At 71.4% G+C, this 20,845-nt stretch carries 11 protein-coding genes; 6 read left to right on the top strand and 5 right to left on the bottom strand.

Features of this window, described 5'->3' with window-relative positions; all coding sequences use genetic code 11:
* Positions 1–158: 158 nt before the first annotated feature.
* Genes VHAB30_RS23075 through VHAB30_RS23065 form a run of 3 tightly spaced genes read left to right on the top strand, consistent with a single transcriptional unit; the run spans position 159 to position 9,510 of the window.
* On the top strand, positions 159–2,270 hold the full coding sequence (locus VHAB30_RS23075) for a CHAT domain-containing protein (RefSeq protein WP_235926900.1): 2,112 nt from the start codon (positions 159–161) through the stop codon (positions 2,268–2,270).
* 41 nt (positions 2,271–2,311) lie between these two features.
* Positions 2,312–4,030, top strand: a complete 1,719-nt coding sequence (locus tag VHAB30_RS23070; protein WP_235926899.1) for a ShlB/FhaC/HecB family hemolysin secretion/activation protein — start codon at positions 2,312–2,314, stop codon at positions 4,028–4,030.
* Positions 4,031–4,032: 2 nt separating this feature from the next.
* Entirely contained in the window at positions 4,033–9,510 is a 5,478-nt protein-coding gene (locus VHAB30_RS23065; protein ID WP_159278719.1) for a two-partner secretion domain-containing protein, read from the top strand.
* Between the two features lie 7 nt (positions 9,511–9,517).
* Here VHAB30_RS23065 and VHAB30_RS23060 read toward each other — a convergent pair whose 3' ends face one another.
* Positions 9,518–10,384 carry a glycosyltransferase family 25 protein gene (locus VHAB30_RS23060; RefSeq protein ID WP_159278718.1) on the bottom strand — a complete coding sequence of 289 codons (867 nt, stop codon included), beginning with the start codon at positions 10,382–10,384 and terminating at the stop codon, positions 9,518–9,520.
* Between the two features lie 47 nt (positions 10,385–10,431).
* Between VHAB30_RS23060 and VHAB30_RS23055 the strand changes: the two genes are divergently transcribed.
* A complete protein-coding gene (locus VHAB30_RS23055; RefSeq protein ID WP_235926912.1) occupies positions 10,432–12,174 on the top strand; it encodes a glycosyltransferase family 2 protein in 1,743 nt (580 codons plus the stop codon).
* Here the strand turns inward: VHAB30_RS23055 and VHAB30_RS23050 are convergent.
* The 4 genes from VHAB30_RS23050 to VHAB30_RS23035 all read right to left on the bottom strand — a co-directional run bounded on the left by VHAB30_RS23050 (position 12,132) and on the right by VHAB30_RS23035 (position 18,050).
* Complete coding sequence (locus VHAB30_RS23050) at positions 12,132–12,911, bottom strand: hypothetical protein (RefSeq protein ID WP_159278716.1); 780 nt, start codon at positions 12,909–12,911, stop codon at positions 12,132–12,134. The genes VHAB30_RS23055 and VHAB30_RS23050 overlap by 43 nt on opposite strands.
* Before the next feature lie 6 nt (positions 12,912–12,917).
* Positions 12,918–14,906: a hybrid sensor histidine kinase/response regulator gene (locus tag VHAB30_RS23045; RefSeq protein ID WP_235926898.1), complete on the bottom strand. Its 1,989-nt coding sequence runs from the start codon at positions 14,904–14,906 to the stop codon at positions 12,918–12,920.
* Positions 14,903–15,916: an ABC transporter substrate binding protein gene (locus VHAB30_RS23040; RefSeq protein WP_235926897.1), complete on the bottom strand. Its 1,014-nt coding sequence runs from the start codon at positions 15,914–15,916 to the stop codon at positions 14,903–14,905. The genes VHAB30_RS23045 and VHAB30_RS23040 overlap by 4 nt, the downstream gene beginning before the upstream one ends.
* 226 nt (positions 15,917–16,142) lie before the next feature.
* Positions 16,143–18,050 carry an ATP-binding response regulator gene (locus VHAB30_RS23035; RefSeq protein WP_159278714.1) on the bottom strand — a complete coding sequence of 636 codons (1,908 nt, stop codon included), beginning with the start codon at positions 18,048–18,050 and terminating at the stop codon, positions 16,143–16,145.
* A gap of 164 nt (positions 18,051–18,214) precedes the next feature.
* On the opposite strand from VHAB30_RS23035, the gene phnD (VHAB30_RS23030) reads away from it, so the two are divergent.
* Together phnD (VHAB30_RS23030) and phnD (VHAB30_RS23025) are read left to right on the top strand one after the other, a co-directional pair.
* A complete protein-coding gene (gene phnD, locus VHAB30_RS23030) occupies positions 18,215–19,264 on the top strand; it encodes a phosphate/phosphite/phosphonate ABC transporter substrate-binding protein (RefSeq protein WP_159278713.1) in 1,050 nt (349 codons plus the stop codon).
* A gap of 11 nt (positions 19,265–19,275) precedes the next feature.
* Positions 19,276–20,295, top strand: coding sequence for a phosphate/phosphite/phosphonate ABC transporter substrate-binding protein (gene phnD / locus VHAB30_RS23025; RefSeq protein WP_159278936.1), 1,020 nt, complete (start codon positions 19,276–19,278; stop codon positions 20,293–20,295).
* The last annotated feature ends 550 nt before the right edge of the window (positions 20,296–20,845 follow it).

The raw sequence follows: 20,845 nt of genomic DNA, 5'->3' as shown, positions 1-20,845 counted from the left end.
GACTTTCCCACGAGGCCTGAACGGCGCGCACTCCCGCGGCGTCGAGCGTTCGCGGCAGCGAGTGCATGGGTCGAGGGGGTTCAATGGCGTGGTTTTCGAGATGGGGATGTGCGCATCCGGCGCGTCGCCGTGCCGGTCTTGCCGGTGCGGTCGGCCTGGTGGGTGTGCTGCTTCTGGGTCCCGGCGGCCCTTCGGCGCTGGCACAACGTCCCGCGCCACCACCTGCAACTCCCGCCGCGGCGGCGGGCGGCCCGAATGCCGAGGCCGCTGCCGACCGCATGGCGCAGGCGCGGCTGGCCGACACCGACACGCTGCTGGCCCTGACCAGCGAAGGCGCGGTGCTCTACGGGCAGGACGCGGTCAAGCTCTCGGGCTATCAATACTGCAGCCAGGCGGTCGCATTGGCCGAGGCGGGCGAGTTCCGCCAGAGCGTGCGCGCCGCGAGCAAGGCGCTGCACCTGGCCAACGCCACCAGCGACCCGAACCTGCGCGCCGTGGCCAACCGCGACCTGGCGATCGTCTACAGCTACTCGGGCCAGCTCGAAAAAGCCGAGGAGTTCGCGCGCGAAGCGCTGCGCCATCCCGCGCGAGACCCGAAGCTGGTGGTCGGCCCGGTGCAGAAGGTGATCGGCGACGTGCGCACGCGGCGCGGCGACTTCGCCGGCGCGGTGCTCAGCTACGACGAGGCATTGGCCAACAGCTCGCCGCGCTATGCACCGCTGGTGCAGGCCTCGCTGGTGAACGCGCTCATCGAATCGGGTGACGCGGCACGCGCACGCCAGGTGCTCGGCGACATGGCCGAGCCGCGCGAGGCGCCGCTGGCCGCACAGCTCGAACGCACGCGCGCCCGCCTGCTGCTGGCCGAGAACAAGCCGGCCGAGGCACGCGACAAGTACCGCGCGCTCACCACGCGTCAGGTCGGCACCGACACCGCCTACTACCGGCTCTGGGCCTGGGACGGCGTGGCGCGCAGCGAACTCGCGCTGGGCCAGAAGCAGGCCGCGGCCGAGGCCGCGGGCCGCGCGCTCGCCGACGTCGATCAGGTGCGCGCGCGTTTTCGCAGCGAAGAAGTGAAGATGGGCCTGTTCTCCGATCTGCAGTCGGTGTTCGAGCGCGGCGTGGCGGTGTACAGCGAAGCAGGCGATCCGCAACGCGCCTTCGAGGTCAGCGAGCACAGCCGCTCGCGCGCGCTGCTCGACGCGGTGCGCGGGCGCGCCAAGCTCAGCGAATCGTCGGCCGGCACGGTCGGCGTGGCGGCGCTGCAGCGCACGCTGGCGGCCGACGAGCGCGTGGTGCAGTACCACGCGCTGCCCGACCGCCTGATGGTCTGGGTCGTGGGGCCGGACAGCATCGTCGAAAAGCGCATCGCGGTGAAGCGCGACGAGCTCACCGAACTCGTCGAGACCTTCCGCAACTCGATCGTGCGCGGCCGCCGCGCGGCCATCACCAACGCCGACAAGCTGGGCGCCGCGCTGCTCGGCCCGCTGGGCCTGGCGCCGGGCCAGCGCGTGGTGGTGGTGCCGCACGGGCCGCTGCACTACCTGCCGTTCCAGGCGCTGCGCCTGGACGGGCGCTACCTCATCGAGACGCACCCGGTGTCGGTGGCACCGTCGATCAGCATCGCGGTGCAGCTGGCGCAGCGCACGCCGCGCGTGAACGCATCGCTCACGGCCTTCGGCAATCCGCGCATCGAGGACAAGTACGACCTGCCGGGCGCCGAGACCGAGGTCAAGCAGCTCGCGCAGCTCTTCCCGCGCAACACGGTGTACATGGGCGCGGCCGCCACCAAGACGCAGTTCCGCGACGTGGCCTCGCGCTCGCCGCTGATGCACGTGGCGGCGCACGCCGAGGCCGACGAGGTCGATCCGCTGTACTCGCGCATCCTGCTGGCCAACGAAGGCGGCAAGCAGAACTTTCTCGAGGCGCACGAGATCCTGGCGCTGCCGATGGACGGCACGGCGCTGGTCACGCTCTCGGCCTGCGAGTCGGGCCTGGGGCGCATCGCGCAGGGCGACGAGGTGCTGGGCTTCACGCGCTCGTTCCTCTCGGCCGGCAGCTCCAGCCTCATCGCCTCGCTGTGGCCCGTGTCGGACGACGCCACCGCCGTGCTCATGGGCACGCTCTATGGCGAACTCGCCAAAGGGCGCGACATCCAGAAGGCCATGCAGGCCGGACAGCTGGCCGTGCTGAAGGACCCCAAGATGTCCCACCCCTTCTTCTGGGCGCCGTTCAACCTGATCGGCAACTGGCGCCTCACCGTGGGAAGCTGACCATGTCTTCGCCACGCTCCCTCCTGCAAAGAAGCACTGCCATGGCCCCTGCGATCCGCCTTCGTCCTCGGCCGACGCCGATCGCCATCGCGGCGACTGCACTCGTCGGTGCCACGCTGTGGGTCGCCATGCCCCGCGCCCATGCGCAAGAGGCCACCACGCTGCTGCCCACCAAGGACCCGTGCGGTAGCTGCGGCCGCCCCGTGGCGCAAGCCACCGGCGCCGTCGCCCCGCAAACCCTGCCCGCGCCGCCGCAGCCCGCCGCCGCGGGCAGCTTCAAGCTCACCGACCTGCGCCTGAACGGCGTGAAGGCATTGAGCAACGAAGAGCTGCAGACCATCACCGCGCCGTACATCGGCCGCGAGGTCACGCTCGGCGACCTCGAAGGCCTCGCGCAGGCGATCACCACGCGCTACAAGGAGCGCGGCTACTTCCTCGCGCAGGCCGTGGTGCCGGTGCAGACCGTGCGCGACGGCATCGTCGAGATCAGCATCATCGAAGGCCGGCTCGGCAAGGTCGACGTGCTGGTGGCGCCCGAGGCGCCGATCAGCGAGGCGCGCGTGCGCGGCTTCCTGGCGGCACTGCAGCCGGGCGAGGCGGTGAACGCGCCGGCCTACGAGCGCGCCATGCTGCTGCTGTCGGACCAGCCCGGCCTCAAGGTGTCGTCGAGCCTGCAAGAGGGCGCGCAGGCGGGCACCACCGACCTCTCGGTCGAGGTCGAGGCCGGCGCGCGCTGGGCCTTCTCGGCCGAGGCCGACAACCACGGCACCAAGGAGGCAGGGCGCTACCGCGTGGGCGGCACGGCGCGCTGGCTCAGCCCCTTCGGCATCGGCGACAACCTCGATGCGCGCCTGCTGCTGTCCAACAGCAACGCGCTGCAGTACGGCCGCGTGGCCTACGAGGCGCCGCTGGGCACCAGCGGCCTGCGCGCGGGCATCGGCATCTCGCGCGTGAGCTACGACCTGGGCGGCCAGTTCGTCGACCTCGACGCGCGCGGCCGTGCCGACGTGCTCGACGTGTCGCTCAACTACCCGCTGATCCGCCAGCGCCAGCAGAACCTCTTCCTGCGCCTCACGGCCGACGTGAAAGACCTCACCGACGAGCTGCGCGGCGTCGACTTCACCGCGAAGAAGCGCGTGCAGGGCTTCGGCATCGGCTGGGCCTGGGAGCGGCGCGACGAGGTGCTCGGCGGCGGCTACTGGGCCAGTTCGGGCACGCTGTACCACGGCGACCTGTCGATCCGCGACGCGCAGAGCTTCCAGTCCGACCAGCAGTTCGGCGGGCGCCACACCGAAGGCGGCTTCACCAAGCTGAGCTTCCAGGTGTCGCGGCTGCAGGCCATCGTGCCGCGCCATTCGCTGTACTTCTCGGTCGGCGGGCAGTGGGCCAGCAAGAACCTCGACGCCTCGGAAAAACTCGCGCTCGGCGGCGCGCGCGCGGTGCGCGCCTACCCCTCGGGCGAACTGCTGGTGGATCAGGGGCTGATCGGCACCTTTGAATACCGCTGGGCCGCCACCGACGAGATCACGCCCTACCTGTTCTACGACGCGGCGCGCGGAAAGATCGCGCGCCATCCCTCGCCCTTCGACGGCGAGAACTCCCACAGCCTGCGCGGCTACGGCATCGGCCTGAGCTGGTCGCGCCCCGGCAACTTCTCGATCAACGCCACGCTCGCCTGGCGCGCCGGCACACCGCCCGCGCAGACCGACGGCGGCGGGCGCAACCCGCGGCTGTACGTGCAGCTGCAGAAGGCGTTCTGACCATGAAGCCCCGCACCCCCTTCCAACCCCGGCATCCGCTGCGCCCGCTGGCGCTTTCGATTGCCTGCATGGGCCTGGCCCCGGCGCTGGCACAAACCATCCTGCCGAGCTTCGGCCCGAACGGCTACACCACGCAGGGCGGCGTGACCGTGGGCAGCACCACGTCGGCCACCAGTGTGGGCGGACAGGCGCTGGGCATCTCGCAGTCGTCGCTGCGCGCGATCATCAACTGGAACAGCTTCTCCATCGGTGCCAAGGACGCGGTCAACATCAACCAGTCGATGGGCGTGTCCAGCATCCTGCTCAACCGCGTGACGGGCGGCGAGCTCTCGACCATCGCCGGCCAGCTCACGGCCAACGGGCGCGTGTTCCTCATCAACCCGAGCGGCGTGGTGTTCAGCCAGGGCGCGACGGTCAACGTGGGCGGTCTCGTGGCCTCCACGCTGGCACTGAACACCACCGACAACGACTTCCTCACTGCTGCCAGCACCAAGCTCGATTTCCTGCGCGACGACGCCAACGCCAAGGTGGTGAGCAACGCCGGCGTGCTCACCGCCGTGGGCGGCCCCGTGGTGCTGATGGGCGCCGAGGTGACCAACACCGGCAGCATCACCGCCAACCGCGGCACCGTCGCTCTGGCCTCGGGCCGCAAGATCAGCTTCGACCTGGGCAACGACGGGCTCACCAACCTCGTGGTCGCGGCCGATGCCATGGCCACCAGTGCCAAGGTGGTGAACGCCGCAGGCGCCACCTTGCAGGCCGACGGCGGGCGCGTGATGCTCATCGGCAGTTCCACCACGGCGGGCGAGCTGGTGGTGAACCAGTCGGGCACGGTGCGCGCGCGCACGCTGGAGAACGTCAACGGCGAGATCGTGCTCGGCGCCGGCAGCAACAACCGCATCGAGATGAACGGCGGCACGCTCGATGCCACCGGCATGGGCGCGGGGCAGCACGGCGGCACCATCCGCATCGCGGCGGGGCAGGTGCGCATCGAAGGCACCGGCGGCGGCGACCAGCGCGCGGTGATCGACGCCAGCGGCCAGGCCGGCGGCGGCAGCGTGTCGGTGCATGGCTACGACGTGGCGCTGTCGTCCACCTCGGTGCTGCGCGCCGACGCCACCACGGGTGGCGCGGGCGGCACCCTCACCACGGCCAGCGCCCAGGGCCAGGCCCTGGTGGGCGAGGCCGATCCGGCGCCCGAGCGCGAGTCGCGGCTGCAGGCCTACGGCGAGATGACCGCGCGCGGTGCGGGCGCCGGCAAGGGCGGTGCGATCTCCAACGAAGCCGATGCGGTGCGTGTGCAGGCAGTGCGTGTGGACGCAGGCGGTGGCGCGCAGGGCGGCGCCAACGGCAGCTGGACGGTGAACGCGAAGCAGTCCGACCTGGGCATCGTCGAGGCCGGCAACGTGCCGGCGTATGACAGCAAATTGCCGGCCTTCACCGGCGGCTCCGTGAGCGCCGGCAGTGTCGGCGACACGCTGGGCCGCGGCACCGACGTGACGCTGGCGAGCGGGCGCACCGGCCTCGGCGCGGGCGTGACCTTTGCGCCCGGTGTGCAGGTCGTCAAGAGCGAGGGCGGCACGGCGCGGCTGCGCGTCGATTCGGCCGGCAGCATCGTGATGAACGAGGGCTCGGCCATCGCATCGCAGCAAGGCGCGCTGCACGTCGACTTCAACGCCGACGCGTCCGGCCGTGTCGCCACCAACGCGAAGAACATCAACAACAGCAGCGGCAACCCTTCTGCGGAGACCGACTTTGCCGGCGCCATCGTGCTGACCGGCGCGACCATCGCGGCCAACGGTGGCGACGTGCGCTTCTTCGGCCAGGGCGACGCGCAGAACGGCCGCGCCATCGGTGGCATCGTCCCGCTCGGCGGCGACACCGGCGACTTCGTGTGGCGCGACGGCGTGACGCTCGCCGGCAGCCAGGTCACCACCGGCGGCGAAGGCCGCGTGACGATGCGCGGCCAGGGCCGCACCTGGATCGACGACCAGAACAACAGCGACTTCATCTTCCGCGGCAGCAACGGCGTGTCGATCACGGGCGGCACGGTCGAAGCGGGCGCCGGCGGCCTGCAGCTCGACGGCCTCGCGGGCTACGGGCGCAGCGGCGTCGCCATCGGCAGCGGTGCGGTGCTGAAGTCCGTGGGCGACATCGGCATCAAGGGCCAGGGCCCGACCTGGACTTCCAACATCGGCGGCGCCGCGGTGGGCGCCAGCACGGCGGTCGTCATCGACGATGCCACCGTCGCCGGCGAGCGCGACGTGCGCATCGAAGGCCAGGGTGCGAACCTCGACGGCCTGCGCACCGACACGGGCTTTGCAGCAGGGAACATGTCCGCCGGCGGCGGCAACGGCGTGGCCATCCGCGGCGCGGTCTCGGCCGGCGCGGGCCGGCGCATCGACGTGATCGGCCGCGCGGGCAGCGAAGGCTTCAGCGCCACGCTCGGCAGCCCCGACATCATCATCACGCCGTCCACCACGCCCACCTACGGCGTGGCCGTCACGGCCGACGCCGACCATCCGACGGCGCTGCGCACCGACGGCGGCACCATCGCCATCGACGCCCAGGGCACCGACATCTCGATGCGCATGGTCACCTTCATCTCCGGCGTGGGCACCAGCGTCGGCACGCTGGCCTCGGTGGCCAGCGACAGCGGCAAGGGAGGCAGCATCTCGGTGCAAGGGCGCAACGTGCTCATCGACGGCGCCACGAACTTCGACGGCTCGCCCGCGGTGGCGCGCCTGCACGCCAGCGGCGCGACCGGCGGCGGCAGCATCGACATCGCGGCCAGCAACGCCATCGCCGTCGGCGGCAACACGCGCCTGGAAGCCAACGCGGGCACGGGCGCGGGCAACGGTGGCAGCATCAAGGTGGTGGCGACCGAGTCGTTGCGCGCGCATGGCCAGCTCTCGGCGCGCGGCGGCGCGGCCGGCGGCGACGGCGGGCGCATCGAGACCTCGGCCGGGCGCTTCGACCTGCGCGGCGCGCGCGTCGACGCGTCGGCACCGGTGGGCGCGGCGGGGCAGTGGTTCATCGACCCCTTCGACCTCACCATCGCCCACGGCACGGCCGCGGGCACGCTGCCGACCAACCCCTACGACGCGGTCGCCAACTCGACCATCCAGGACGGCGACATCAACACCGCGCTGAACGGCGGCACCAGCGTGAAGATCACGACGGGCACCGGCACGGGCGGTGGCGGCGTCATCACGCTCGATGCCGACGTCGACATCAACTACACCGGCTCCAAGGGACCGCTCACGCTGCAGCTGGACGCCGCCAGCGGCATCCAGACACGCACGCCCGGCACCACGATCCGCGCGACCGGCGGCGACGACCTGAACGTGGTGATGAACGCGGGCGTCAACCCCGACGGCACGCCGTCGGGCAACAGCGGCTTCATCGACTTCGGGGGCAACATCCTCACGCAAGGCGGCAGCGTGACGATGAACGCGCTGGGCACGGGCACGCCCGGCAGCGGCTTCATCCGCCTGAACGGCGGGCAGGTCATCACCGACGGCGGCAACGTGTCGCTGCTCAGCGGCCAGCCCGGCGCACCCACCGGCACCGTGATCCTCACGCAGGACGTGCAGGTCGACACGCGCGTCGGCCAGAGCAACGCGGGCGCAGGCGGCAACGTGCGCATCGAAGGCGGCGACGTGCTGCTGCAGGGCGCGCGCATCGCCAGTGCCACCGGCAACGTCGACATCCGCGGCACCTCGACCACCTGGGACAGCGGCGTGGTCATCACCAGCGGCCAGATCGGGCCGAGCACCATCAGCACCACCAGCGGCAACGTCACGGTGCAGGGCGTGGCGCGGCGCCAGGCTTCGTCGACCTTCGCGGCGGCGCACGGCGTGCTCATCAACGGCGGCAGCTCCATCACCACCGGCAGCGGCAACATCGCGGTGCGCGGCTACAACTTCAACAACGACCCCTCGGCGCCGGGCGCCACCGAAGACAGCGGCGTGCGGCTGGAAAACGGCGCGCAGCTCGTCACCACGGGCGGCGGCAACATCGAGGTCACGGGCCGTTCGCAGAACGGCGGGCGCGGCGTCGTGCTGCAGGCCGGCGGCGCGCCGACCGCGCCGGGCGCGCTGCCCGGCATCCGCAGCAGCGGCAACGTGCTGCTGCGCGCGAGCAACGACGGCAGCGGCGATTCGATCGTCATCGAGGCGCCGGTGGTCGCGGCCGGCGCCATCGACCTGCGCCCGGGCGGGGTCGATGTCAACATGGTCGCGTCGGACGACACGGCCACGCCCATCGTGCTGGGCGGCCCGACGGTCAACGGCTTCTCGGTGTCGGGCGCGGAGTTCGCGCAGCTGTCGGCGCTGACCATCGTCGCGGGCAGCACCACGCACGCGGGCGCCATCACGGTGGCCGGCGCGCTCACGACCTCGGGTGCGCTCACCCTGCAGAACGAAGGCGGTGGCGGCGGCATCGCGCTCAACGCGCCGGTCTCGGCCGCGACGCTGGGGCTGCTGTCGGGCGGCAACGTGAGCCAGTCGGGCGCGGGCACGATCACGGCGGGTGCGCTGCTCGCGCGCTCGCGCAACGGCAGCGTCGATCTGCGCAACCCGGGCAACGACGTGGCCACGGTCGGCGGCGGTGCGGCCGGCGGCTTTGCCTACGTGGACGCGAACGCGGTCACCATCGGGCCGGTGTCGGTCACGGGCTTCGATGCGGCGGGCAACCTGCCGCAGATCACCTCGGCCGACTCGATGGCCGCCAACACCGTGTTCGTGCGCACGCTGAGCGGCGACCTTACGCTCGGCGCACCGGTCAGCAGCACCAGCGGCACCGACCTCGTGGCCGCGGCGCGCTTCCAGAACCCGGGCGGCCACGGCATCTCGGGCGCGCTGTGGCGCGTGTGGGCCGACACCTGGGTGGGCGAAACGCGCGGCGGCCTGGCCGGCTCGGGTCCGCTGCCGAACTTCTATCACTGCGCCTACCTGGGCCTGTGCACCGTGACCGTGACGCCGGGCGACAACCACTTCATCTACGCGCAGCAGCCGACGGCGACGATCGTGATCGCCGACGCGTCGCGCACCGTGGGCGCGCCCAACCCCTTCTTCATCTACAGCATCACGGGGCTGATCCTGGGCGACACCGGGGCGGGCTTCAGCGGCTCGATGTTCTCGCCGGCGCTGCCGGGCAGCCCGACGGGCCTGTACCCGATCAACGGCAGCTTCACCTCGGCCGAGGGCTACGCCGTGCGCGTGGTGCCGGGCCAGCTGCGCGTGAGCGGCCTGCCGCTCTTGCCTTCGGTGGACGTGGTGCGCGAGCCGCTGACCTCGTACCTGTACGACCGGAACATCGGCCAGGCGCCGATCTGCCTGGCCACCGGGCCGCTGGACGGCGACCGCGCGCAGCAGGGCGCCGACGTGCTGGCGCGCGAATGGTCGCGCGTGCGCTCGCGGCCCAACCTGCTGAGCTGCGTGAACACCGAGCGGCGCAACGGCTGTTCGGATTTTTGAGAAGGTGTCAGCGCGGCGCGTGATCGCGGGCCGTGAGCACGAAGAGCTGCGCCATCAGGTCCGCGAGCAGCCGCAGCTGCGGGTCGTCGGTGAGCGGCGCGTGCCGCCACGGCGCGACATGGGCCTCGAGGCCTTCGAGCGGACCGGCGAAGAACAGGCGCCGCAACGCACCGCCGAGCACGTCGTGCGCCGCCGATTCCGCGGGGCTGCCGAGGGTGCTGTCGGCATGGCTGCCCCAGGCCGGCGTGGCGAGGAAGGGCGAGAGCACCGTGCCTTGCAGGCGGCCGTCGCGCAGGAAGGTGCCCAGCGTCAGGTCGTACGGTTGCAACGGCCCGTGCGCGAGCGCTTCCTGCAGCAGCGCGGGCAGCACGCGCAGGCCCTTCGGCGTGACGACGTAGGCGACCGCGCCCCAGTTGTAGAGCGTGCGCGCGTCGAGGAAGTCGATGCCCGACAGTGCATGGCGCGGCGCACCACTTCCTTGCGGCGGCAGGCGCCGTTGCAGGCTGTGCCAGAGCGCGAGCAGGTGCTGCGTCGAGGTCACGGGCTGGCATTCGAGGAACGCGATGTCGCAGCCTTCCGCTTCCAGTTGCGCGAGCGCGCCACTGCGCAGCACGGCCGGCAGGGCCTCGCTGAGCTGTGCGTCGTCCTCGAGCACCAGGAGTGCTTCGCCGGGGTTCGCGCGGGTGAGGGCTTCGGTGTGCGAGAGAAAACAGGCGCGCTCGCCGGTCGTGATCGCCGTGTTGCCGGGCGCAAGCGTTTGCGCATCGATGGCTGCGTGTCGCCAGACATTCGTCAGCCCGAGCCGCTGCAACTGCGCGTCCATCGCGGCGCGGCGCTCGGTGCTTCGCTCGAGGTTGATGTAGCAGCCTTGCATGGGCATCTCCGGTGCGTCATCGCTGAAGGAGCGATGCAGTGAACATCATGACGGCGGAAGGTCGAGAGGCTGACACGAACCGCCCGTGGCTCAGCGTCGTGCTGCCTTTCTACCGCAAGCTTGCCGAGTTCGAGCGCGTGCTGCCGATGAATGCCGGGTATTGGGCGCGGCCAGGCATCGAGGTCGTGCTCGCGCTCGACGAGCCCGGCGAGGAAGCCGGCGTGCTGGCGCTGGTCGAACGCTTTCCGCAGATCCGCTGGAAGGTGCTCGTCAACGACGTCGCACATGCATGGCGACCACCCTGCAAAGCCATCAACGCCGGCGTGCGTTGCAGCGCGGGGCGCTTCGTGCTGGTCCATTCGCCCGAGTCCGCCTACGTGGGCGATGCGCTGGCCCTGCTGCTGCACGCGGCGACGGGGCCCGCACGCGGCGTGGCGGTCGGCCGCGTCGGCTTCGCGCGCTTCGACGAACTCACGGACACGCTCGAGGCCGTCTTCGCGCGCCAGGTGCCGCCCGAGCTGCTGCTGCAGACCTTCTACGGCTCGCTGTGCTGCGCGCGAGAGGCCTTCGATGCCGTGCATGGCTACGACGAATCGTTCGAAGAATGGGGCGGCGACGACGACAACCTGCGCGTGCGCCTGGAGATGGCGGGCTGGCAACTTCTGGCCTGTCCGGACGCGCACCTGCTGCACCTGTCGGCCGAAACGCGCACGGGCGGCGAGCAGTTCGACCGCGATGTGGACTGGATCAAGTGCACGCCGCACGAGGCGCGCGCCGGCGATGCCGGCTGGGGCCGCGATTTCAACCGCATCGCGCGTGACGACAGCGCCGGCGCATGGCCCGCTGAAGCACCGGCCTGGCTGGCCGCCGCACCCGTGGTGCCGATGGGCTCGCGCCGCCAGTGCGAGGTCTGCGCGCGCCTGCTGCACCACGAGGCCAGCGCCTTTCATTGCCCGCGGTGCGCGCGCCCGTTGATCGCACAGCGTCTCACCTCGCGGCTGCGCATCGTCTGCGTGCTGCAGCTGCGCAACGAGGCGCGCTGTCTGCCGGGCTGCCTCGACCACCTGCGCGGCCATGTGGACGGCATCGTCGCGCTCGACGACGGTTCGACCGACGCCACCGCCGACATCCTGCGGCGCGAACCGATGCTGCTGGAGCTGCTGTCGAACCCGTCGCGCGACGACGGCGCGCACGTCTGGCGAGAGAACGAGAACAAGCGCCGCCTGCTCGAAGCCGCGCGCCGCCAGGGCGCAGGCTGGGTGCTGGTGTGCGATGCCGACGAGCGCTACGAAGCGCTGTTCCTGCGCCACCTGCATGCCACCGTCGATTCGCTGCCCGACCACCAGCTCGCGAGCCTGTCGCTCGTGTCCTGCGAACTCTGGAATTCGCCCGACGCCTGGCGCAGCGACGGCCCGTGGGGCCGCAAGTCGCGCGCGCGGCTGTTCCGTTTGCCGCAGCAGATCTCGTTCGAATTGAGCTCGGAACTGCACGGCCCCTGGCTGCCCGACGACGCGCAGCGCCACGGCCTGATGTTCTACAGCCGCTACCGGCTCTATCACCTGAAGAGCATCCGTCACGCGGACCGCGTGGTGCGGCGCGACCTGTACACGCGGCTCGATCCGGCGCGGCAGTTCCAGGCCATCGGCTACGACTACCTCGCGGAGGAAGGGCCGGGGCTGCAACTGAGGTGCATCGAGCCCGAGCGCGACTACGACCGCCGCACCTTGCCGCCCGACCTGCAAGCGGTTCAGTCGCTCAGCCCCAGCGTCCTCGCGAAGTCGCCACGGTAGGTGCGCAGACCCTGGTGCGACAGCCGCGAGCGCGTGTCGACGTGCACGCGCCCGCCGATCGATTGCCAGCGCCGGCAGAAGCCGTAGTCCTCGCTGAGGTAGCGTCCGTTGCCCGGCTCGGCAAACACGTCGAAGAAGCGGTAGTGCGGCCGCGCCGCGGCGACCGGGTCGTCCATGCGGTCGGGCGTGTAGCGCAGCTCGGGCAGCGCCTGCGCCATCTGTTCGAGCACGCGGCGCGCGATCAGCATGAAGCCGGTGGGTGCGTCCAGCACTTCGAGAAAACCGTCGGCATCGACGTGCGCGCCCGCGTCGTTCACGTTGACCGGAAACGCCGCATGCAGCGCCTCGAAGTCGGCGCGCGTGGTGCCGGCCGGCAGCGGCGCGCGCAGGCCGCCTTCGGGCCAGCCGTCGCTCTTGTGCGGGTACACGCCGGCCACCACGTCGCGCCCCGCGCCCAGCAGTCGCAGCGCGGCCTCGGGCTCGAAGCCGATGTCGGCGTCGATCCAGAACAGGTGCGTCCAGCGCGTGTCGGCCAGGAACTCGGCGGCCAGCCGGTTGCGCGCGCGCGTGACGAGGCTGTCGCCGTCGAGAAAGCGCGTCTGCATCGCGAAGCCGTGGGTCCACGCGAGGTTGACCAGGCCGAGCAGGCTGCGCACGCACTCGGTGCCGACCGCGCCGCCGTGGCAGGGCGTGGCGACGAAGGGGCGGACGTTTTTCAGGTCGATGGCGGTGGGCATGCGGGGTCAGGCGCCGGGCGCGTGGCGTCGCGTGGTGAGCAGTGCGCGCAGCTTGGCCGGCGCCACCGGTTTGGTCAACAGCGTCACGCCGCCGTGGCGCAGCCGCTGCAGCACTTCGGGCCCGGTGGCGCCCGACACCAGCACGGCGAGCGCGCCGGGCTGCAGGCGGCGGGCGGCGTCGATCACTTCCACGCCGTCGGCGTCGCCGGCCAGTTGCAGGTCGCACAGCACGGCGTCGTAGACGATGTCGCCGGTGCCCAGCCGCGCCAGCGCCTCGGCACCGGTGGTGACGCATTCGACCTCGCAGCCCCACTGCGTCAGCAGCGCGTGCGTGCCGTCGAGGATGGCGGGGTCGTCGTCCACCACGAGGCAGCGCAGGCCGGCCAGCGGCGCCGGTGCCACCGGTGCGGGCTCGGGCGGCGCGACGTCGGCCTTGCGCGCGGGCGGCAGCGTGAACGCGAAGGTGCTGCCCGCTTGCAGCGCCGAGCGCACGGTGATGCGGGTGCCCAGCAAAGTGGCGATGCGCGCGCAGATCGCCAGCCCCAGGCCGAAGCCGCGGCGGCGGTCGCGCTCGGTGTTGGCCACCTGGTAGAACTCTTCGAAGATGCGGCCCTGGTGGATGGGCGCGATGCCCACGCCGTTGTCGCGCACCTCGATGCGCACGCCGGCCCGGCTGCGCCGCGCGGCCACCAGCACGGTGCCGCCTTCGGGCGCGTGGCGCAGCGCGTTGGCCACCAGGTTGCCGACGATGCGCTGCACCATGGCCGCGTCGCTGCGCACCGCCAGCCCGCGGTCGCGCCAGTGCAGCCGCACCTGCGCCGCGCTGGCGGCGGGCGCGTGCTGCGCGTCGAGCTGGTCGAACAGCGCGGCCAGCGAGACGCGCGTGATGGCGGGCGTGAGCACCTGCGCATCGAGCCGCGAAATTTCGAGCAGGTCGTCCAGCAGCACGCCCATGAAGCCGGTGCTCTCCTGCAGCCGCAGCACGGCGGGGCGCTGCGCCTCGGTGGCGCTGGGCAGGAGGCCGTCGATGAAGAGGCCCATGGCATGCAGCGGCTGGCGCAGGTCGTGGCTCGCGGCGGCCAGGAAGCGCGCGCGCGACAGGGCGGCCTGCTCGGCCTCGGCCATGCGCTGCAGCGCGACGGCGGTGGCTTCGCGCACGCGCTCCTCGCTCACCTGGCGGTTGTATTGCAGGCGTTCGGCGAGGCGGTCGATGTCGTGCGCGAGCACCGCCAGCTCGTGCGTGCCGCGCGTGCCGCCTTCGACCACGTCGCAGCGCACCTCGAAGTGGCCGGCCTCCAGCGCCGCCACGGTGCGCGACACGCGCCGCAGCGGCCGCGCCACCGTGCGCGCCATGTGGCGCACCGAGGCCCAGGCCGCCAGCAGCGCGACCAGCGCGATGCCGATGCCGGCGATGAGCGAGCGGCTGCGCTCGTGCGTGTAGGCGGTGGTGTCGCGGAAGGTCTGCACCAGCCCGATGGGCGTGTCGCCCGCCGCGGTGGAGCCGGCCGGCGCGAAGGCGCTGGCGCGCGAGGCCTCGCGCAAGGTGACGGGCGCGCTGAACATGCGCAGCTGCGCGAGCGATTCGTTCTTGGGCCCGGCCGTGACGTACACGCCGGCGCTGTTGCTGATCTCCACCCGCGTCACCTGCCCGCCGCGCAACGCGGCCGAGGCCACGTTCTGCAGCGCCGGCAGGTCGCCCGCGTACAGGCTCAGGTCCGACATGGCCGCCACCTGCTTGGCGACGGCCTGGCCTTCGGCGTCGAAGGCGGCTTCGAGCGTCTGCAGCCGGTTGTGGGTGAACCAGCCGGTGAGCGCCAGCGCCACCGCGGCGCAGGGCACGACGCCCAGGCGGAACAGGTCGCGCTGCAGGTTGCCGCGCACGACGAGCGAGGCGGCGGCCGGTGGTGGAGGCGGCGGTGGCGATTCGGTCGCCGTGGCTGCTCCCGCCGCCGTCGGGCGGGACAGCGGGCCTGGGGGGACCGGCGTGGTGCTCATCGCGGGGCTGCGAGTCGTTCGGTGAGCTCCCGTTCCTCCGGCGGACGCAGTCCGAGCCCGCGTGCCACGGTCGCGTTGATCCGCACGGTGGCCGGCGTGGCCGCCTCCACCAGCGGGCTGTTGCTGTTGCCGGTGCTGCCTGCGCTGGCCACCTTCTGTCCGAGCTGGCGCGCCTGTTGCGCGAGCTGGCCGGGCGTGGAGACCGCCGCCGCCAGGCCGCCCGAGCGCACCAGCCCTTCGCTGGCACCGAACACCGGCAGGCCCGCGCCGGCGCCCGCATGCAGCACCGAGAGCGTGGCCGCCTGGCTGTCGCCGATGAGGTCGGGCAGCACCATGAGGGCGTCGCTGCGCGGCACCAGCGCGCGCAGCGCGGTGGCCAGCGAGCGGGCGTCGGGCGCGATCTCGACCTGCAGGTCCCAGGCCGGATTGGCGTTCTGCGCGGCGCGCTGCAACTCGCGCACCAGCGGTTCGGATTCGGGCGTGGCGATGACACCCAGGCGGCGCTTCTGCGGCAGCACGGCGTTCACCAGCGCGAGCTGGTCGGCCATGGCCGGGTCGCGCAACAGCACGCCCACGCGCCGGTCGCCGCGCCGCAGGGCGGCGGGGCTGGCGGCCTTGAGGGTCTCGTAGTCGAGGCGGCTCAGCATCGCGAGCACCAGCGGCTCCGCGCCGGGGCGTTCGAGGGCGGCGCGCGCGGCGGCGGTGCCCACCGCCACGGTGAGGCCCGCGTCGCTCGCGGTGCGCAGGCTGCGCGTGCGCACGCCGGTGTTGGCGGCGGGCTCGGTGTCGGCGCTGGCCGGCTCCGCGGCCGGGGCGCCCGGTCCGATGCGCACGAGTTCGAACTTGCCGGAGGCCGACTGGCCGGTGCGCAATTGCTGCACGAACTCAGCCGACGCGGCCTGGTCGTCGCCGACGAGCACCGTCAGCGTGGCCGCCGATGCCACGCGCGGCGCGGCGGCCAGGCACAGCACGAGGCCGACGGCCAGCAGCGCGTGGACAGCACGGTGCACTCTTCCGGAGAAAAGCGGAATGGGAGGGTTCACAGCGACGGACATGGACTGCTTTGTGCAGCGAGAGGCAATGGTCCAATGTAAGGACGCGCCCTGTTTCCCGCGATAAGGCGGAGGGCTTATGCCCGCATGCGCGAGGGCCTGCGCGTGTGAGGAAGATCACACCGCGGCGGCTGCTTGGTCTATGTCCGACGGACTACCCGGCGCCTACAGGGAAGGTACCGTGTCAGAGGCCCGCGGCCACCATCAGCGCGGCCGCGCGCTGCGCCTGGATCGCCTGGCGCAGCACGCGCGGCGACACCGGCTTGTAGAGCACGGCGATGCCGGCGGCGGCCACTTCGCGCAGGCGGTCGGGCTTGGTCTCGCCGGTGACCAGCAGGCGCGCGGTGCCGGCGCCGATGCCGTTGGGGTGGCGCTCGAGCGCGGCGATCACGTCCAGGCCGTTGTCGCCGCCCTGCAGCAGCAGGTCGCTCACCACCACGTCGGGCGGCGTGTCCCAGCCATCGGCCAGCGCCAGCGCCTCGGCGCGCGTCTGCGCGGCCAGCACGGTGGCGCCCCAGTTGGAGAGCACCACGCTCAGGCCTTCGAGGATCGTGCGCTCGTCGTCGATGACGAGGATGCGCAGCTCGGCCAGGCTGTCGCCGTTGCTCTCGTCGTCGGCGCTGGCCGCTGCCGGCGCCGGTGCCACCGGCGCCGGCAGCGCGGCGGGCGCGGCGCGCACCTGCACGCGCACGCAGGTGCCCTTGTTCAGGCGCGAGCTGAGCTCGACGCGCGTGTTCAGCAGCTCGGCCAGCCGCTGCACCGTGGCCAGCCCCAGGCCCATGCCGCGCGCGCCGCCGGGCGCGTTGCTGCGGCTGGCCGGCTCGACCTGGTAGAACTCCTCGAACACCCGCGCCTGGTGGTGCGCGGCAATGCCCACGCCGGTGTCGACCACGTCGATGCGCACGCCCTTGCCGCGGGCGCGCGCGCCGATCAGCACGCCGCCCTCGACCGTGTGGCGCAGCGAGTTCGACACCAGGTTGTTGAGGATGCGCGAGAGCATCACGTAGTCGCAGCGCACCCACAGCTCGGTCTTGCGCACCACCAGCCGCAGGCCCTGCTGCTCGGCCACGGGGCGGAAGTTGCGGCTGATCTCGTCGAACAGGCGGTCGAGCGGAAAGTCGGCCCACTGCGGCTGCAGCACGCCGGCGTCGAGCTGCGACAGGTTCAGCAGTTCCGAGAACAGCCGGTCGAGCGAATCCACGCATTCGCGGATGTGGCCGATGCGTTGCAGCTTCACCGGGTCGGTCTCGCCGTTGGCCAGTCCGTCGGAGAACAGCGTGAGCGCATGCAGCGGCTGGCGCAGGTCGTGGCTGGCGGCGGCCAGCAGCCGCGTCTTGGCCTGGCTGGCCACTTCGAGCAGCTGGTTCTTGCGCGCCAGCTCGGCCGTGGCCTCGTTGATGCGGCTTTGCAGCAGCCGGTGGCTTTCGGCGAGTGCGCGCGCCGCCTGGTTGAAGCCGTGCTGCAGGTGGCGCACCTCGGAGGTGCCTTCGATCGCCACGCTGGCGGCCTCGCCCGCGCCGAGCCGGTCGACCGCCTCGCCCAGCGCGCGGATCGGCTCGCTGATGCGGCGCGCCGCCCACCAGCCGGCCAGCCCCACGCCCAGCAGGCTCATGGCCAGCACAAGCGCCACGTTGAGCCAGACCGAACGGCGCGCGCTCTGCACCGCGTCCAGCCCGATCTCGACCATCACCTTGCCGTTGTGGCGCCCGTCGTCGCTGACGATCGGCACCACCACCTGCAGGCCCTCGCCGCGCCGGCGGTCGACGGTCTCGGAGTTGGCGACGATCTCGCCGTCTTCCGTCCAGATCTGCACTTGCTGCACGTGCGGCTGGTAGGTGCCGGTCTGCGCGGTGCGCGCCAGCGCGCGGCGGTCCATGCGCGCCAGCGGCGCCTGCGCCACCGTGGCCACCTGCAGCGCCACCGTCTGCGCGTTGGCGCGCATCAGCTCGGTGAGGTTGCCCAGGTGCTGGCGCGTGAGCACCGCGATGGCCACCAGCGTGGCCGCCGTGGCCGGCACCAGCGCCAGCAGGATCAGCTGCTGGGCGAAGGTGAGGCGGGCCAGCCCGCGCAGGAGGCGGAAGTTCCAGTTCATGAAGGCCTTGAACGCATGGGGCGCGAGCTTAGGGCCACGGCCCCGAACAGGGAAGACCGGAAAAACATCACGAGAAAGACTCGCATTTGGGATGTAATGGCGTCCGCGTCGCCCATGTTAGACCCCGCCGGCTCGCCGCGGGCCCCGTGTCTTCCGCTCCTTCCATGCACGCCTTCTTGCGTCGTTTCGGCAGTTTTCCCGGCACCGGCCGCCGTGCGGCCCTGGCGCTGGCCATGGGGCTCTTGCTGCTGCCGCTGCTGGCGGCGGCGCAGGCGTCGGCGCCCGCCGCGGATGCGCCGGTGCGCTTCGGCATCCTGCCGCTGGGCGGGGCCTTCGAGTCGCGCAGCGACTGGGATCCGCTGCTGGCCGAACTCAGCCGCGCCATCCAGCGGCCGGTGAGCGTGCTCTCGGTCAACTCGTACGAAGCGCTGGAGCAGGCCATCCAGCGCGGCGAAGTCGACATGGCGTTCCTGTCGGGAAAGATGGCGCTCGACGCCGTGAGCCAGAAGCGCATGAAGGTCGTGGCCCAGGTCGTGCGGCACGACGGCCTGCCCGGCTACCGCGGGCTGCTGCTCACGCGCAAGGCGCCGCCCTTCAACACGCTGAAAAACCTCGTCGACCAGCCCGAGCGCTGGCGACTGGCGCGCGGCGAGCGGCAGTCGGTGTCGGGCTTCATCGTGCCGCAGCTGCAGTTCTTTCTGCCGAACCACATCGTCATGGAAACGCGTTTCCTGAGCGAGGTGGTCGGAACGCACCAGGCCAACGCGCTGACCGTGGCCAACAACGAGGCCGACGTGGCCACCAACAACTCGGCCGACTTCGAGCGCTTCAAGCTGCGCTTTCCGGCCGAGGCGCAGCGGCTGCAGGTGCTGTGGGAGTCGGAGCTGATCCCGCATGCGCAGATCGTCGTGCGCCGCGAATACCCGCCCGAACTGCGCCAGCGCGTGCAGGCCTTCCTGGTCGCCTACGGCCGCGGCAAGGGAGCGCGCGGCGACGCCGAGCGCGTGGTGCTCAAGTCGCTGCATGACCTGGCGGGCTTCGTCGCTGCCGACAACAGCTCGCTGCTGCCCGCCGCCAAGCTCGCCTACCAGCTCGCCATGCAGAACGCGAAGACCGCGCAGTGGGTCAACGACGCGGCACGGCAGGCGCGGCTGCAGCGGCTGGAAAACGGCTATGCCGACCAGTTGGCTGTCTTGAAGGATGTGAGCCCTTGAACCGTCGCACGATGCTCGCGCTGGCCGTGTCGTCGCTGATGGCGCCATGGCTGGCGGGCGCGCAGCCTGCGCCAGTGCCCTCCGCCAAAGGCCCGCTGGTGATCAAGGAGGTGCGCTTCGGCGTACTGCCGCTGGGCGGCACCGTCGAGTCGCGTGCGTTGTGGACGCCGCTCATGGCCGACATGAGCCGCGCGCTGGGCCTGCCCGTCAGCGCGTACTCGGTGCCGTCGTACGAAGAGCTCGACCGCGCCATCGGCCGCGACGAGATCGACATGGCCTTTCTCTCGGCCAAGATGGCGCTCGACGCCGTCATGCAGCGGCGCATGAAGGTGGTGGCGCAGATCGCGCGGCGCGACGGCATGCCCGAGCACCGCGCCGTGCTGCTCGCGCGCAAGACCGGGCCGCTCAACACGCTCGAGGTCCTGCTGGCCCAGCCCGAACGCTGGCGGCTCGCGCGCGGCGACAGCCGCTCGGTCACCGGCTTCATCGTGCCGCAGAGTCAGCTCTTCCTGCCGAACCAGATCGAGATGGAGACGCGCTTTCGCAGCGAGTTCGTCGGCACCCACCAGGCCACCGCGCTGGCCGTGGCCAACGGCGATGCCGACGTGGCCACCAACAACACCACCGACTTCGAGCGCTTCCGCCAGCAGTTCCCGGTCGAGGCCGCACGGCTGCAGGTGATCTGGGAGTCCGAGCCACCGCCCGGCGCGCCGATGGTGGTGCGCCGCGACTACCCGCCCGAGTTCCAGGCGAAGCTGCAGGCCTTCCTGGTCGGCTACGGCAAGGGCAAGGGCCCGCGCGCCGACGCCGAGCGCGAGGTGCTGAAGAACCTGCGCGCGGCGTATGGCTACGTCGCGGCGGACGACAGTGCGCTGCTGCCGGAAGCGAAGCTGGAATACCAGCTGGGGCGCCAGCGCGCGTTGTCGGCGGCGTGGGTCAACGATGCTGCGCGGGAGCAGCGGCTGCAGCGGATCGAGAAGGCGTATGCGGCGCAGGTGGAGGCGCTGAAGGCGTCGACTGCGGCGCGCTGAAGCACCTGCGTGACTTCGGCGATGAAAGATCGCGCGCCTTGCGCGGGTATCTGAACGCAGGTCGCGGCCGACGCACTGTGTGACCCCTTCCCCATCGCGATAGCTGTCGGCGTATGAAGCACTGACGCACAGTCCATGGTGGCACAACGACTGGCCGCTTCGGTTGAGGTCTGTCCTTGGCTTATCCAGCAGACCGCATCGCGCAAGTGCGAAACTTCGTTGCTTAGGATAGCGAAGCGAACCGCGTTTTGGATGTTTGCTCCCAATCAAATCTATCGGCGTGTCCGATAATTTTTTGTATGCGATCTAAATGCATATCGGAAATGCCTAAATACCTCTTTTGACTTGACCTGCGCTGGAGAAAATTACGTGTGATCCAGCGTACTATCAGTAAGGCACGCGCAAATAAATAATGCTCCACAACCTCTATCTTTCCATTGGAGAGAAGGCCGAGAAAAAAAAGAGTGCCTATGAAGTGGAGTACCCCACCACTGCAGAAACGCGGCGCACAAAGAGAGAATTGAGCGAATTGCCTCTGTCCCAGATCGAT

Origin of the sequence: Variovorax boronicumulans, from assembly GCF_009811375.1 — a bacterium.
GTDB lineage: Bacteria > Pseudomonadota > Gammaproteobacteria > Burkholderiales > Burkholderiaceae_C > Variovorax > Variovorax boronicumulans.
The sequence above is the reverse complement of the archived record's forward strand: the minus strand, read 5'-3'. Positions and strand labels throughout refer to the sequence as shown.

Coding starts and splice junctions, on each gene's coding strand:
- VHAB30_RS23070 (WP_235926899.1), top strand. CDS start 2,312: ATGGCCCCTGCGATCCGCCTTCGTCCTCGGCCGACGCCGATCGCCATC.
- VHAB30_RS23065 (WP_159278719.1), top strand. CDS start 4,033: ATGAAGCCCCGCACCCCCTTCCAACCCCGGCATCCGCTGCGCCCGCTG.
- VHAB30_RS23060 (WP_159278718.1), bottom strand. CDS start 10,384: ATGCAAGGCTGCTACATCAACCTCGAGCGAAGCACCGAGCGCCGCGCC.
- VHAB30_RS23055 (WP_235926912.1), top strand. CDS start 10,432: ATGACGGCGGAAGGTCGAGAGGCTGACACGAACCGCCCGTGGCTCAGC.
- VHAB30_RS23050 (WP_159278716.1), bottom strand. CDS start 12,911: ATGCCCACCGCCATCGACCTGAAAAACGTCCGCCCCTTCGTCGCCACG.
- VHAB30_RS23045 (WP_235926898.1), bottom strand. CDS start 14,906: ATGAGCACCACGCCGGTCCCCCCAGGCCCGCTGTCCCGCCCGACGGCG.
- VHAB30_RS23035 (WP_159278714.1), bottom strand. CDS start 18,050: ATGAACTGGAACTTCCGCCTCCTGCGCGGGCTGGCCCGCCTCACCTTC.
- phnD (WP_159278713.1), top strand. CDS start 18,215: ATGCACGCCTTCTTGCGTCGTTTCGGCAGTTTTCCCGGCACCGGCCGC.
- phnD (WP_159278936.1), top strand. CDS start 19,276: ATGCTCGCGCTGGCCGTGTCGTCGCTGATGGCGCCATGGCTGGCGGGC.